Genomic DNA, 13,132 nt, shown 5'->3' on the forward strand with positions numbered 1-13,132 from the left:
AAGAGGCTCAGATGCGCAGGGCCCGCTCTTGCATTGGCAGGACGGGCTCTCTGCATGGATTAACTGCCCGGTGCGATTCGGCCCATGACCGCGCGCACCGAACGCCCACTTCTCGACCGGAGTGCCTTGCCTGTGCTGCGCTATGATCGTCCCGCCATCGGGCTCGCCTTGGGCCTCTCAGGGCTCGCCGGCTTCGTCGATGCGCTCGGCTTCCTGAACATCGGCGGCTTCTTCGTCTCGTTCATGACCGGCAACACCACCCGCCTCGGCGTCGAGCTGGCGGAAGGCCGTTTGGACGGCGTCTTGGTCGCCGGCATGATCATCCTCCTCTTCGTCTTCGGGGTGATCTGCGGTTCGCTCGTCGGCCATGTCGGCAAACACCGGCGCCAGGCCGCCGTGCTCGCTTTCGTCACGCTGGCGCTGGCGCTCTCGGCCGGGCTCTATAGCACCGGGCTGACGATAGCTGCCGCCGGCATCCTCGCTCTGGCGATGGGCGCCGAGAACGCCGTCTTCCAGCGCGACGGCGAAGTCACGATCGGCCTGACCTACATGACCGGCACATTGGTCAAGATGGGCCAGCGCCTTGCCGGCGCGCTGCTCGGCGGTTCCAAGCGCGCCTTCCTGCGCCATTTCGTGCTCTGGCTCAGCCTGCTCGTCGGCGCATTCCTGGGCGCCTTCGCGCATGGGCATGTCGGGCTGGGGGCGATCTGGCTGGCGGCGGTGGCGGCGGGCGGCTTCACGATCGTCGCCTTCTTCATGCCGAGTCAGGATTAGGCCTCTCCGGGAAGGTCTTTGCCTCGCGGGCGGAATCAACCATGGTTCCGCTCCGACCAGCCGGAGCTCCACTTATGCGCGCCGCCCTCCTCGCCGCCGCCCTCGGCCTTTCCCTTGCGGCCTGCCAGACGGCTGCTCCGCCGCCGGCGCCCTCGCCCGAGCAGGCACCGACCGGCGTCACGCCGAACACCTTCCGCATGCCGACCGGCTCGGGCTGCGCCGGCGAGGTCGACCGTTTCCAGGCGGTGATGGACAACGATCTGCAGACCGGCCACACCACCAAGGGCGTCCACAGCCGCGTCAGCGCCGAGATCGACACGGCCCGCAAGACCTGCGCCGCCGGCAATGACGCCGGCGCGATCTCCCAGATCCGCGCGACACGGACGAAGTTCGGCTACCCGGCAGGCTGACATCCGCCTGGCCAGCGAAGCACGACCGTTGGTTGCTTCGCCCTCCCGGCAATGACAGGGTTCGCCGGTGAAAGCCGGACCGAAGCGAGAGGCGTTGCACCATGATCACCCGCCGCATCTTCGCCGCTGCGCCCCTCGCTCTCGCTGCGCTGCCGCTGCCCGCGCTCGCCGCGCCGCGCACGCTCTCGGGCACGGTCAGCTATCGCGAGCGGATCGCGCTGCCGCCTGGCGCAGTGGTCGAGGTCAGCCTGCTCGACGTCTCGCTGGCGGATGCCCCGTCCCGCACCATCGCCCGTGCGCGGGTCGCCGCGCGCCGGCAGGTGCCGATCCCCTATCGCTTACGCTTCAACGATGCGGTGATCCGGCCCGGTCATCGTTATGCCCTGCGCGCCGAGATCAGGGTGCGCGGCCAGCTCTGGTTCACCACGACCGAGCACCACGCCGCGCTCGTGCCGGAGGCGAGCGGCGAGATCGTCGTCCAGCGCGTCGCGCCGCCGGCCGAGGTCGGCGGTCCCACCGGCTCATGGCGCGTCGAGAGTCTGCGCGGCCGGCCGCTCCCTGAGGGCGTCCGCGTCACGCTGCAGATCGACTCCAATGGGCGCGTCTCCGCCCATGGCAGCTGCAACGGCATGGGCGGGCAGGCGACGATCCGCGACCGGCAGATCCGCTTCGGACCGCTGGTCGGCACGATGATGGCCTGCCCCGAACCGCGCATGCAGGTCGAAAACCAGTTCCGCGCAGCGCTGGAAGCGACGCGGAGCTGGCGCATGGAGCGCGGCGCGCTCACCCTGCTGAGCGGGCGCGGCGCGCGGCTTGTCGTGCTGGCGCGGGAGTAGCGGCCTTCAGGCCGCCAGCCCGCGCTTCTCCAGCAGCGCATCCGGGGTCGGCAGGCGGCCCCTGAACAGCGTATAGGCCTCGGCCGGATCGCGGGTGTCGCCGGCCGAGTAGATGTAGCGCTTCAGCTTGCCGGCGACCTCCGGGGCGAAGACGTTGCCCGCCTCGATGAAGGCGTTGAAGGCGTCGGCGTCCATCACCTCCGACCAGAGATAGCTGTAATAGCCGGCCGAATAGCCGTCGCCCGAGAACACGTGCGAGAAATGCGGCGTGCGGTGGCGCATGGTGATCTCGGCGGGCATGCCGATCCGCGCCAACTCCTTTGCCTCGAAGGCAAGCGGATCGACCTCCGCCGGCGCTTCCAGCGAGTGGAAGGCGAGATCGACCAGCGCCGAGGAGGTATATTCCACCGTGGCGAAGCCCTGATTGAAGGTCTGCGCCCGCTTGATCTTCTCGATCAGCTCGTCGGGGATCGGCTCGCCGGTCTCGGCATGCAGGCAGAAGCGCTGCATCACCTCCTTCGTCAGGAACCAGTGCTCGTAGAGCTGCGAGGGCAGTTCGACGAAATCGCGCGAGACCGAAGTGCCGGCGAGCGAACCGTAATGCACGTCCGAGAGCAGGCCGTGCAGGGCATGGCCGAACTCGTGGAAGAGCGTGCGGGCATCGTCGATCGAGAGCAGCGCCGGCTTGCCCTCCGCCGGCTTGGCGAAATTGCAGACGTTGACGATGATCGGCCGGACCTCACCGTCGAAATTGCGCTGGCCGCGATAGGCGCTCATCCAGGCGCCCGAGCGCTTCGAGGCGCGGGCGAAATAGTCGCCGAGAAAGAGGCCGATATGCCGGCCGGTGGCGGTCTCCTTGACCTCGAAGACGCGGACATCCGGATGATAGCCCTTGAGGTCCGGACGCTCGGCGAAGGAGAGCCCGAACAGCTTGCTGGCGGTGTCGAAGGCGGCGGCGATGATCCTGTCGAGCTGGAGATAGGGCTTCAGCACGGCCTCATCGAGCGCATAGGTCTTCTGCCGGACCTTCTCGGCATAGAAGCGCCAGTCGGACGGGCGGATCGGCGCGTTCTCGCCCTCGCTTTGGGCGAGCGCGGCGAGATCCGCAGCTTCCTGCCCGGCGCGGGCACGCGCCGGCTTCCAGACCAGTTCGAGCAGGTTGCGCACGTTCTCCGGCGTCTTCGCCATGGAATCGTCGAGCTTGAAATGGGCGAAGGTGGCAAAGCCCAGGAGCTTCGCCTTCTCGGCCCGGAGATTCACCATCTCAGCGACGATGGCGCGGTTGTCGGTCTCGCCGCCATTCTCGCCACGCTTGCTCCAGGCGGTGAAAGCCTGCTCGCGCAGCTCGCGCCGCGTCGAAAAGGTCAGGAACGGCTCGATGATCGAGCGCGCCAGCGTCACCGCATGCTTGCCGTCCTGGCCGCGATCGGCAGCGGCACGCGCCATCGCCGCGACGACGAAGGGCGGCAGGCCGTCGAGATCAGCCTCGTTCTCGATGATCAGCGCATAGCTCGCCTCGTCCTTGAGCAGGTTCTGGCCGAAGCTGGTGCCGAGGCCCGCCAACCGCTCGTTGATCGCCGCGAGCCTGGCCTTGGCCTCGCCCTCGAGCTTTGCACCCGAGCGGATGAAGCCGCGATGCGTCCGCTCCAGCAGTCGCAGCTGCTCCTCGCTCAGGCCGAGGCTCTCGCGCGCTTCGAAGACCGCATCGACGCGGGAAAAGAGATCGTGATCCATCATGATCGCCGACCAATGCCGCGACATCACCGGCGACATCTCGCGCTCGATCGCCTGCAGCGCCTCGTTGGTGTCGGCCCCGGCGAGATTGTAGAACACGCCGCCGAGCCGGCTCATGCCACGGGCCGAGCGCTCCAGCGCCTCGATCGTGTTGGCGAAGCTCGGAGCGGCCTTTTCTGCCTTGATCGCCTCGACCTCGGCCCGGTGCTGTTCCAGCGCAGCTGGATACGCCTCGCGGATATGCTCTGGCGTGATCTCGGCGAACGGCGGCAGGCCGAACGGCGTCTCCCAGGCGCGCCCGAACGGGTTGGCAGCGGGCAGGGCAAGGACTTCGGACGCATCGGCCATCGGCAACCTCGATCGGTAAAGGGTCAATCCCGCCCGTAGATATGGGCGAGATAGGACGTCATGAAGGGCGGCATGTCATAAGCCGCGCAATCGGCGAGATTGCGGACGATCACGATATCGGACAATTCCGGCTCGTCCTGTTGCGCGATCCGCGCCAGCATCAATTCACGCGCCTCGCCAGCCGGCAGGTCGATCCCGACCGGGCGCATGAAAGCGACACGACCGGGCACGATCACCGCCGTCCAGCGTTCATCGACGGCAATCTCGTCGAGCGTCAGCCCGGTCTCCTCGCAGAGCTCGCGGGTGACGCTGCCGGCGAGGTCGAGCGTGCCATCCGGGCGGGCATCCTCCCTGTCCGGCGTGCCGGCGGCGAAATAGACCTTGCCGGGGTTGGCGGTGTGATCGCCCATCCGGCCAAGCAGGAAGGCGCCGTCGGCCGCCCGCAGTGCCGCCATTGCGAAGCCATTGCGGATCGCCGGCGGCGGCAGGCCGAAATCGCGCCAGCTCAGGAAGGCGGCGTAATCGGCCTCGAAATAGCCGGCATGGAACACCCCGCCTTCGATCGCGGCGCGATGCTGCAGCATGACGCGGCCGTTGAACATCGCCGGCTTGCCGGCGCTAATCTTCTCCCAATGCGCCGCGATCTCATCGGCGCGATCGCGGGCAAAGCCCCAGTCGAACCCCTCGACCCGCGCCTCGACGCGATCGAGCGCGACGATCTCGCCATCGACGACACCATTCCCCGTCACAGCAGCACGCCCTCGCTCATCACCACCGCAGCGCCACCGATCGTCGCCGAGGCCAGCACGCCGCCCGCGACGGTCAGCGTCAGCTCGATCTGCGAGGGCCTACCCATCTCGTAACCCTGCTCGATGACGAGGCGGTGCGTGCCATCGCCCGGCCGGTCGAACGTCATGATCGCACCGGCGAAAGCGGCGACGGCCGAGCCGGTCGCCGGGTCTTCTATGATCCCGGTCTCCGGCCAGAACATGCGGGCATGATAGTGATGTCCCGCCTCCTCGGTTTCGCGGCAATAGACGAAGGCGTTGCCGTTCTGGGCCGGCGCCATCGTGCGCTCGAACGCTCCGGCGACACGCGCCTTCACGACCGCCTCCCGGCTGGCAACCGGCACCATCGTATAGGCGACGCCGGCCGAGAAGGCGCTCGCCCGATGTCCTTCGAAGCCGAGGTCGGCCACATCCAGCCCAAGCGCCTCCGCCAGCGCGGCATCGGCGACCGGCTGCGCGATCTGCTCCGGCAGCTTCGGCAGCGTGAAGGTGGCGCGGACGCTGCGCGCATTGCCGAGCGCGATCAGGCATGGCACCAGCCCGACCTTCTCTTCCAGCACGAGCCTGTCCACTGCCCGCCCCTCCGCCGCATCGCGCAGCGCCAGCAGCGCAGCGGTGCCGACCGTCGGATGGCCGGCGAAAGGCAGCTCCTGCCCCGGCGTGAAGATGCGGATGGCGGCGCGATGGGCAGGGTTCGCCGGCGGCGCGACGAAGACCGTCTCGGACAGGTTGAACTCGCGCGCGATCGTCTGCATCGCCGCGCTGTCCAGCCCGTCGCTGTCGAGCACCACAGCGAGCGGATTGCCGGCATGCGGCCTGGTCGTGAATACGTCGAGCGTGACGAAGCGGCGGCTCATGCGGTCTCCTTTGGGATCGAGAGCTCGATCGTCAGCGGACAGTGGTCCGAGGCCTTGGGTCGGTCCCAGCCGACGCGCGGATAGCGGTCGCAGGTCAGAGCGAGCTTGGCCATCGAGCGATCGGCCTCGCGCGGATCGAGCGGCACGCGATAAGGCAAGCCGCGCCGGATCATCTGCATCGCCGGGTTCGGATTGGCCGCGGCCAGCGCCGGCGAAAGCAGGATATGGTCGAGCGGCATATGGCTGTCGACCAGGCTTTGGCACTCCTCCGACCAGTAGCGCCGGAAATGTGTCCAGCGCTCATGCGGCGGCAGGCTCTCGATCGGATCGACGGCGAAATCCTCCAGCAGCGGCTCGATGCCGCTGTCGCCCTCGTCGACCGGCGCCGCCAGCGGCCCGAGCCCGATGCGGTAGCCATTGAGATCGCCGAGGATCGCCCAGTTCGCCTCGCGCCAGCCCGGCCCGAACCAGTCCTTGACGATTGTCTTCACCGCCAGCGCCTCGGCCCGGCGGATCGGCAGGGTCGCCTGCCGGCCATCGTCACGGCCATTGTTCATCGACTTGAAGTGGCAGCCGAACAGGGTGAGCCGCCGATCGCCGAAATCGAGCTCGACCGCCAGGCAATCGCGCGCGAAGACCTTGTCGCGCGGATTGATGCCGAAGGCGGCGATCTCGGGTGAGAACGCCTCCGCATCCGCAAAGCTCATGCCCTTGTAGGAGCGCACGGTGACCTGCGGCGGCTTCACCAGATCGCGCCTTGCGGCGAAGCCGATGTCGATATTGCGCCGGTCATTGCCGTCGAGCAGCGTGAAATGGCCGTAGCGATGATCGGCGATGCGGTGGACGTAATTGGCGAAGAAGGCCTGCAGGCTGGCGAGCGAGTCGACCTCCTGCAGCATCCAGAGATCGGCATTGGCCTCGGCGATAGCGAGCGCCGTCATCTGGCGCTTGTCGTCCTCGAGCGCGACCGCGAGCGAGCGCTCGACCGCATCGCGCTCGTCGGCGCGCGGGAAATGAAACAGCGACATCGCCGCTGCCGTCTCGGTCCGCCCACCGGGCTCGAAGCGATGGCGCGTCAGCAGGTTCTCGACGTTGAAGGTGCCGAGGCGCAGCTTCATGCGCGTCAGACCGCCTCGGGCGCGAAGAGCTGCGATGGCGTGACGAACTCGTCCTGCGCCGCCACGGTCAGTATCTCGCGCGAACCGGCCTCCTTGGTCCGCTTCAGCAGCCCGTAGATCGAGGATGCCGCCTTGCCGAGCGCGCTCGCGGCCGAGCCGTCGCGCAGATAGTGCACGAAGAACAGCGCAGCGATCGCATCGCCGGCACCGTTGATGTTGATGTCGATCTTCGGCGTGCGCACGCGATAGGTGCCCTGCCCGTCCGCCGCCATCAGGTCGATAGAATCGCCAGGGGTCTCGTTGGTGATCAGCGAGGTCACCAGCACGACCTTCGGCCCGGCATCGCGCAGCGCCTCGACGGCACGATGCGCGTCGGCCAGCGTCTTCACCTCGACATCGGTGAGCAATTCCAGCTCGAACTGGTTCGGCGTGACGATGTCGGCGGCCGGCACCGCCTGCTCGCGCATGAATTCCGGGATGCCCGGCCGCACGAAGACGCCGCGGCCGACATCGCCGATCACCGGATCGCAGCAATACATCGCCTTGGGATTGGCCTCGCGCACTCTGGCGACGGCGGAGAGGATGGCGTGGCCGATATCGGCCGAGCCCATATAGCCGGAGAGCACGCCATCGCATTTGGGAAGCACGCCGCGCTCGCCGATGCCCGCCATCAGCTCGTCAATCGTCGCGCCGTCGAAGACCTGCCCCTTCCAGGCGCCGTAGCCGGTGTGGTTCGAGAACTGCACGGTATGGATCGGCCAGACCTCGACGCCGAGGCGCTGCATCGGGAACACGGCCGAGGCATTGCCGACATGGCCATAGGCGACATGGGACTGGATCGAGAGGATGTTCATGGAGGATAGGCCAGCCTTCGACGACACGACGCGGCGAACCTAGCGGCTGGCGGGGCCCGCGCCAATCGAAAGCGGTGATGGGAGCGATCAGCCCGGCGCTATGGGCTCGACAATCGCGCGACGCCAGCCGTGTCGGTGAACTGGGTGAGGCTCTTCAGCTTGCCGTCGGCGATGGTGAAGATGTCCATGATCTCGAACGCAGCGCTGCGCCCGGTCGGCCTGCACTCGACATTGGCGCGCCAGTGCAGCGTCGCCTTGTCGCCGTCCACAGTCAGCGCAAGCTCCTCGATATCGCTGAAGACATAGGTCGCGATCAGCCCGGCCATCTGCTCGCGCACGGCCGCCTGCCCCTCGGGCTGCACGAAGACCGCGGCAACCTGCGGCCCACCGGCCAGCCGATAGCTGCAATCGGGGTGCATATAGCCCATCAGGGCATCGAGGTCGCCGCGGTGGCGGGCGGCATAGGCATTGCGGATCAGGGCTTCGACGGCAGCACGATCGGTCATGACACCTCTCCTTGCGTCAACCGCCACTCTCACGCCGTGGCGACTGCAAGTCCAGCGTGCTGTTGCCTGGACCTGATCAGGCCGGCGCGCCCATGATGTAGGGAACGCTGGCGATGACGATGGCAAGCTGAACAGCGTTGCACGCCATGCCGCCGCAATGCAGTCGGCGCAGACGGCGGCCGACATCGGCTGGCCAGGCGGCGATCTCGCCGTCCATCCGAGCCAGGAACCAGCGCCGCCCCAGCAGCGTCGTCGCCAGGACACCGACACCGATGACGAAGGCCCAGCGCTCCGTCAGCGCGAAGACGATAGTCCCGACGATGGCAGCGACGGCAAGCACCTGGAAATAGGCGCTGAACATCATCCGCATCAGCCGGGCGACCGGCAGGACATCAAGCTTCACGAACAGGAAGCCGGGGGCCGCCAGCAGCAGATAGCCCATCGGCAGGATCAGGATGACGAAGGCGAACAGGGCGGGGGCATTCGGCGTCATGCGAGCACCTTCTGGCCTCCTCCGCCGGAAGGGTTTTTCAGCGGACGCCGCCGCAATATTCATCCACCTGCAGTTGCAGACAATTGAACTTTCGGCTGATGAAAATCGAGCCGACGACCGAACGAATACAGGAAGAAGCGCGTTCGAAATCGAGACAATCCTCTGCCCCCGAGACGTCCCTTCAGAATCCGGCCCAGCCGCCGGGCAAAAACTGAGCCTAAGGTCTAGTTGTAGAAAATTGAATTCTTTATCACGCTACCTGCCGCAAGCTGGATGCTTGACGCAACAGCGCACCGGCCTGGCAATAAAAAGAAAAAGGAAGAACCAGAACAGCGGAGGATAGCGATGAGCAAGTTTTCCTGGCTTTGGCGCACGGTAAACAAGAACAAGCTCCAGGACAATGACAAGACGTCTTCTGAACAACCTGAAGGTGGCGATCGCCGTCGCCTGCTGCAGGCGCTTTCCGCGCTGGTCGGCGGCAGCGCCCTGACCGCGCTGTCGCCCCCCGCCGAAGCCAAGGATTCGAGCGAACTGCCGCCCCCGAAGCGGGCGCTGACCGGCCGCGATGCAGCCGGCAAGTCGGTGTTCAAATCCTTCGACGTCACGTCCAAGGTCGTGGAGATCGACTCCAATCCGGGACTGACCTTCTACGAACTCTACAGGACCGAGGGCGTGCCTCAGCTCACCGGGTTGGAGCCCGACCCGATGCTCGCGGGAACAGTCGCCTTTCCCGGGCCGGGCGGCACGATGTTCCGCCTGATCTCCTATCCGCCGCGGCGCCCCGAGGGCTGGAAACCGCCAGCCGGCGTGACCTTCAAGAGCGCGCTGGAGGAAATGTCGGAGAAGGTCCCGCGCATGGGCGACCATTTCGATCTCAGCGCTCCGGGCATGCACACCTCCGACACCATCGACTACGGCGTCGTGGTGCGCGGCGAGATGACGCTGGAGCTGGACGACGGACAAAGCGTCCATCTGCGCCAGGGCGACTGCATCGTGCAGAACGGCACCCGGCATCGCTGGCGCAATCCGCTCCCGGAGCCCTGCCTGATGGCGTTCATCTCAGTGGGCGGCAAGCGGGGTTAGGGCCTTCTCCTTCTCCCCTCGGGGGAGAAGGTCCCCGCAGGGGGATGGGGGCGGCATGACTGGGTGAAACGAGAAAGGGCCGCTGACGCGGCCCTTCCCTCATCCGTCAGCGCTTCGCGCTGCGACCTTCTCCCCCGAGGGGAGAAGGATTTCTGCAGCTATTACGATCCCGCAGCTGCCTTCTTGGCGAACGAATCGATGAAGGTCTTGGTCAGGTCGACATTCGAGTTGGTCAGCTCGGGATCGAGCAGCTTGAGCGAGTCGTACATGCTCTTCATCGCGTCGGCGGTCGGGATGCCGGTGCGCGAATAGCTCTCCTGCGAGTTCTTCACCGCGGTCAGGTAGAGCGGCTTGTCGCCAAGATGGTATTCCGGCGGCACGAGGTCGGCGACATCCTGCGGCTTGGCCGTCTCCAGCCATTTCAGCGACTTCATCAGCGCGTTGACGAGCTTCTGCGTCGTCACCGGGTTCATCTCGGCGAAGTCGTTCTTGAGATAGAGCACCGCCGCCGGGTTCGAGCCGCCGAACAGCGCCTTGGTGCCGGCCTCGGTACGGGTGTCGATCAGCGAGACGATGTCGCCATCCGATTCCAGCTTCGAAGTGACGGGGTCGAGATGCGAGATCACGTCGACCTGCTTCTGCTTGATCGCTGCGACCGCGCTGGCACCGGCGCCGACGCCGATGATCGCGGCGTCGGTCGCCTTCAGCCCCGCCTTGACCATGGCGTATTGCGCCGTCAGCGCCGTCGAGGAGCCGGGCGCGGTGACGCCGATCTTCAGGCCCTTGAAGTCGGCCGCCGACTTGACCTTGTCGGCGAGGTCCTTGCGCACCGCGATGGTGATCGCCGGGAAGCGCCCGAGCTCGATCACGGCGCGGATGTCCTGGCCCTTGGCCTGCATGCGGATGGTGTGTTCATAGGCGCCGGTGACTACGTCGACCGAGCCGCCGACGAGGGCCTGGAGCGACTTGGCGCCGCCGCCGAAATCGTTGATCTCGACGTCGAGCCCCTGATCCTTGAAGAAGCCCTTCTTCTCCGCGACGGTGAGCGGGAGATAGTAGAGCAGCTGCTTGCCGCCGACGCCGAGCGTCAGCTTCGGCTTCTCGGCATTCTGGGCGAAGGCCGGCGAGACGCCGAGCGCAGTGGTGACAGCGAGCGCGGCAAGCGCCGCACGACGAGTGAAAAACATAGGTTTCCTCCGGTTGAACGATGACGCGCTTCGAAAAAGGCGCGATTTCGCGACGAAGATAGGCGCATTGCCGCAAGCGGGGCAAGCGCAGGCATGCCGCTACAGAGCGCGCGAAACCGGGGCCGATCGCCGCGGAAGCGACGGGAAAGATTCAAGGCTTGTTAAAGCTCGCCTTCCACACTGGCTGGATGCGGTGAATCCCGACGACGCCTCGACGACGGCTTTCGACCAGAACGGACGAAACAGGAGACGGTCATGGTGGACGCAGTAGCGGCCCGGACTGCGCCTTTCCCCTACGCCACCCCACACAGCGCGCCCTCGGCAGGCGCGCCGGCTCCGGACAGGGCGAGTTCGTCGCCTGCCGTGATGGCATCGGCAACGCCTGATCGGGACGACGCCGTCATCCTCGACCTGTCCGACCAGGCCCGAACAGCCCTGGCTCAGGGCAGCACCGCTGCGCAGGCACCAGGAGCCGGCGTCGACGACCCAGCCGAGCCGAGCTGGGTCGAAAAGCGCTTCAAGCTGATGACCGAGTACACGGCGCTTCAACAGGAACTCGCCTGGCTCAGCGACCGAACCATGGCTCATGCGCTCGACGAGATGTTCCAGGGAGCCGTCGCGCCGCAGGACGGGAGCGGCACGGCGGACAAACAGGGGCAGTTCGATCGCGACATGCAGCGGCGCGAAGAGCTGATGCCGCGCTATGCCGAATTGATCCGGCTGCTCGGAGCCCAGCCCGGCCAGAAGGGCGCGGACGAATCGAGCTAGTGAAAAACGCGGCTCGCATAGAGCGCGATGGCGAAGCAGGCGAGCGCGATGCCGAGCAGGAGCCAGTTCGTTTCCGTCGGATTCTCCAGAGCCGCATTGGACGGGTCCTGCGGGTCGTAATGCACCTCGACCGGTGCGCCGGCCGGATAGCGATCGGCGATCCCTTGCGCAAGGCTCTCCGAGCCCGAAACCTCGAGGCCGAGCTTCACCTGCCGGCTGTGCAGGCGATTGCCATCGACGGTGTAGGCGAACTCGACGACGGGGAGATAGGTGGTGCGCGTCTTGCCGTTCTCCGTCGAGCGGCGTTGCTCGACGGCACTGGAGACGACCTCCCCCGCCGTAACCGGCCAGGCATTGGCGCGGGCGAGATAGCGCCGGTGTCCGACGAAGAACAGCAGCGCCGCAGCGCCAAACAGGCCGGCGAACAGCATCACCGGGACATCCGCATCCGGCATGCGCACCTTGAGGACTTCGGCCCCTTGGGTACCCACCCAGTAGAGCCCCCAGACGAGGATCATGACGACGAGCAGTGCGAGGCTGCAACCCTTGACCGCGCCCTTCGGCGCCTCGCGCTCCAGCACGCAGTCGCTGGGATCGGCGGGGTCGTAGTAGACGGTCACGTTCGCACCGGCCGGGTATTTCGCCAGCGCCTCCAGCGCAAATTTGCCGCTGATGTCGCCGAGGCTGACTCGCGTGCCCTGATAGGTCACCCCACCGACCGAGAAGGAATAGGTCACGGCTGGAACATTGACGGCGGTGCCGATCTCGTTGCCTTCAGGCGGTCGCCGCACCCCCATCTGCGATCGGATGACGCGCCCCGGCGCCTGCGACCAGTTGCTGGCGCGCCGCACTTTGAGCACGGCATTGATGATCATCGCCGCCACCATCACCACCATCGGCAGCGCGATCAGCGCGATATTGCCCATGGTCGTTCCGGCGAAGGGCAGCCGCTCGACCCAGCTCTCCGGCAGCACCTCCGCGATCACGAAGATCAGTGCCAGTGAGGCGACCACCGCCGCGACCGCCCAGGTTGGCGGCTCGCCCCTGGCCTCGGCCGCCTTGGCCGGCGACGCCTGGCGCTGCCAGGCCAGCTTGCCCCGCCAGCTCTTGTCGCCGCCGAGATAGGCAAGCAGTATCCGCTTCAGCGTCGCGGCATCGACCGTCTCGGCGGCATCGAACCGGGCCTTGCCGGAATGATAGGCCAGCCGGAACCGGCCCTTCCCTTCCAGCTCCGCTTCGACATAGCCGTCATCGTCGGAGAGGTTGATGAACCAGTCGGGATCGTCGCCGCGCTGATCGATGGCGCGGGTGACGTCCTCCCGCGTCGGGTCGGCCGTGATGCGATCGCAGACATCGAGTTCCATGATCGCCCCCGA

At 66.8% G+C, this 13,132-nt stretch carries 14 protein-coding genes; 5 read left to right on the forward strand and 9 right to left on the reverse strand.

Going from position 1 to position 13,132, the window contains the following annotated elements; genetic code table 11:
* The first annotated feature begins 84 nt into the window (after positions 1-84).
* From VGV58_RS15750 to VGV58_RS15760, 3 genes are all read left to right on the forward strand, one after another.
* Positions 85-774 carry a YoaK family protein gene (locus VGV58_RS15750; protein WP_326874980.1) on the forward strand — a complete coding sequence of 230 codons (690 nt, stop codon included), beginning with the start codon at positions 85-87 and terminating at the stop codon, positions 772-774.
* Between the two features lie 74 nt (positions 775-848).
* Positions 849-1,184 (forward strand): hypothetical protein, encoded by a 336-nt coding sequence (locus tag VGV58_RS15755; protein WP_326874981.1) that lies wholly within the window; start codon positions 849-851, stop codon positions 1,182-1,184.
* A gap of 101 nt (positions 1,185-1,285) precedes the next feature.
* The gene (locus VGV58_RS15760; protein ID WP_326874982.1) at positions 1,286-2,020 is read left to right on the forward strand and encodes a YbaY family lipoprotein; all 735 of its coding nucleotides are present in this window, start codon (positions 1,286-1,288) and stop codon (positions 2,018-2,020) included.
* Positions 2,021-2,026: 6 nt separating this feature from the next.
* On the opposite strand, the gene VGV58_RS15765 is transcribed toward VGV58_RS15760, so the two are convergent.
* The 7 genes from VGV58_RS15765 to VGV58_RS15795 all read right to left on the reverse strand — a co-directional run bounded on the left by VGV58_RS15765 (position 2,027) and on the right by VGV58_RS15795 (position 8,718).
* On the reverse strand, positions 2,027-4,102 hold the full coding sequence (locus tag VGV58_RS15765; protein ID WP_326874983.1) for a M3 family metallopeptidase: 2,076 nt from the start codon (positions 4,100-4,102) through the stop codon (positions 2,027-2,029).
* A gap of 23 nt (positions 4,103-4,125) precedes the next feature.
* Positions 4,126-4,851 carry an NUDIX hydrolase gene (locus VGV58_RS15770; RefSeq protein WP_326874984.1) on the reverse strand — a complete coding sequence of 242 codons (726 nt, stop codon included), beginning with the start codon at positions 4,849-4,851 and terminating at the stop codon, positions 4,126-4,128.
* Complete coding sequence (locus VGV58_RS15775; protein WP_326874985.1) at positions 4,848-5,747, reverse strand: PhzF family phenazine biosynthesis protein; 900 nt, start codon at positions 5,745-5,747, stop codon at positions 4,848-4,850. Before VGV58_RS15775 ends, VGV58_RS15770 begins: the two co-directional genes overlap by 4 nt.
* On the reverse strand, positions 5,744-6,865 hold the full coding sequence (locus tag VGV58_RS15780; RefSeq protein WP_326874986.1) for an endonuclease/exonuclease/phosphatase family protein: 1,122 nt from the start codon (positions 6,863-6,865) through the stop codon (positions 5,744-5,746). The genes VGV58_RS15775 and VGV58_RS15780 overlap by 4 nt, the downstream gene beginning before the upstream one ends.
* Positions 6,866-6,870: 5 nt before the next feature.
* On the reverse strand, positions 6,871-7,719 hold the full coding sequence (gene pdxY / locus VGV58_RS15785) for a pyridoxal kinase PdxY (protein ID WP_326874987.1): 849 nt from the start codon (positions 7,717-7,719) through the stop codon (positions 6,871-6,873).
* A 98-nt stretch (positions 7,720-7,817) separates the two neighbouring features.
* The gene (locus tag VGV58_RS15790; protein ID WP_326874988.1) at positions 7,818-8,225 is read right to left on the reverse strand and encodes a nuclear transport factor 2 family protein; all 408 of its coding nucleotides are present in this window, start codon (positions 8,223-8,225) and stop codon (positions 7,818-7,820) included.
* Positions 8,226-8,301: 76 nt separating this feature from the next.
* On the reverse strand, positions 8,302-8,718 hold the full coding sequence (locus VGV58_RS15795; protein ID WP_326874989.1) for a hypothetical protein: 417 nt from the start codon (positions 8,716-8,718) through the stop codon (positions 8,302-8,304).
* Between the two features lie 273 nt (positions 8,719-8,991).
* Here VGV58_RS15795 and VGV58_RS15800 point away from each other — a divergent pair, with 273 nt between their 5' ends.
* Entirely contained in the window at positions 8,992-9,801 is an 810-nt protein-coding gene (locus VGV58_RS15800) for a cupin domain-containing protein (protein ID WP_326874990.1), read from the forward strand.
* Between the two features lie 161 nt (positions 9,802-9,962).
* Here VGV58_RS15800 and VGV58_RS15805 read toward each other — a convergent pair whose 3' ends face one another.
* Positions 9,963-10,988 (reverse strand): ABC transporter substrate-binding protein, encoded by a 1,026-nt coding sequence (locus VGV58_RS15805; RefSeq protein WP_326874991.1) that lies wholly within the window; start codon positions 10,986-10,988, stop codon positions 9,963-9,965.
* Positions 10,989-11,243: 255 nt separating this feature from the next.
* Here VGV58_RS15805 and VGV58_RS15810 point away from each other — a divergent pair, with 255 nt between their 5' ends.
* A complete protein-coding gene (locus tag VGV58_RS15810; RefSeq protein WP_326874992.1) occupies positions 11,244-11,756 on the forward strand; it encodes a hypothetical protein in 513 nt (170 codons plus the stop codon).
* Here VGV58_RS15810 and VGV58_RS15815 read toward each other — a convergent pair.
* Positions 11,753-13,120 (reverse strand): DUF3592 domain-containing protein, encoded by a 1,368-nt coding sequence (locus VGV58_RS15815; RefSeq protein WP_326874993.1) that lies wholly within the window; start codon positions 13,118-13,120, stop codon positions 11,753-11,755. The genes VGV58_RS15810 and VGV58_RS15815 overlap by 4 nt on opposite strands.
* Positions 13,121-13,132 lie beyond the last annotated feature (12 nt).

Origin of the sequence: Allobosea sp. (assembly GCF_035944895.1) — a bacterium.
Classification (GTDB): Bacteria; Pseudomonadota; Alphaproteobacteria; order Rhizobiales; family Beijerinckiaceae; genus Allobosea.

Coding starts and splice junctions, on each gene's coding strand:
- VGV58_RS15750 (WP_326874980.1), top strand. CDS start 85: ATGACCGCGCGCACCGAACGCCCACTTCTCGACCGGAGTGCCTTGCCT.
- VGV58_RS15755 (WP_326874981.1), top strand. CDS start 849: ATGCGCGCCGCCCTCCTCGCCGCCGCCCTCGGCCTTTCCCTTGCGGCC.
- VGV58_RS15760 (WP_326874982.1), top strand. CDS start 1,286: ATGATCACCCGCCGCATCTTCGCCGCTGCGCCCCTCGCTCTCGCTGCG.
- VGV58_RS15765 (WP_326874983.1), bottom strand. CDS start 4,102: ATGGCCGATGCGTCCGAAGTCCTTGCCCTGCCCGCTGCCAACCCGTTC.
- VGV58_RS15775 (WP_326874985.1), bottom strand. CDS start 5,747: ATGAGCCGCCGCTTCGTCACGCTCGACGTATTCACGACCAGGCCGCAT.
- VGV58_RS15780 (WP_326874986.1), bottom strand. CDS start 6,865: ATGAAGCTGCGCCTCGGCACCTTCAACGTCGAGAACCTGCTGACGCGC.
- pdxY (WP_326874987.1), bottom strand. CDS start 7,719: ATGAACATCCTCTCGATCCAGTCCCATGTCGCCTATGGCCATGTCGGC.
- VGV58_RS15790 (WP_326874988.1), bottom strand. CDS start 8,225: ATGACCGATCGTGCTGCCGTCGAAGCCCTGATCCGCAATGCCTATGCC.
- VGV58_RS15795 (WP_326874989.1), bottom strand. CDS start 8,718: ATGACGCCGAATGCCCCCGCCCTGTTCGCCTTCGTCATCCTGATCCTG.
- VGV58_RS15800 (WP_326874990.1), top strand. CDS start 8,992: ATGCTTGACGCAACAGCGCACCGGCCTGGCAATAAAAAGAAAAAGGAA.
- VGV58_RS15805 (WP_326874991.1), bottom strand. CDS start 10,988: ATGTTTTTCACTCGTCGTGCGGCGCTTGCCGCGCTCGCTGTCACCACT.
- VGV58_RS15810 (WP_326874992.1), top strand. CDS start 11,244: ATGGTGGACGCAGTAGCGGCCCGGACTGCGCCTTTCCCCTACGCCACC.
- VGV58_RS15815 (WP_326874993.1), bottom strand. CDS start 13,120: ATGGAACTCGATGTCTGCGATCGCATCACGGCCGACCCGACGCGGGAG.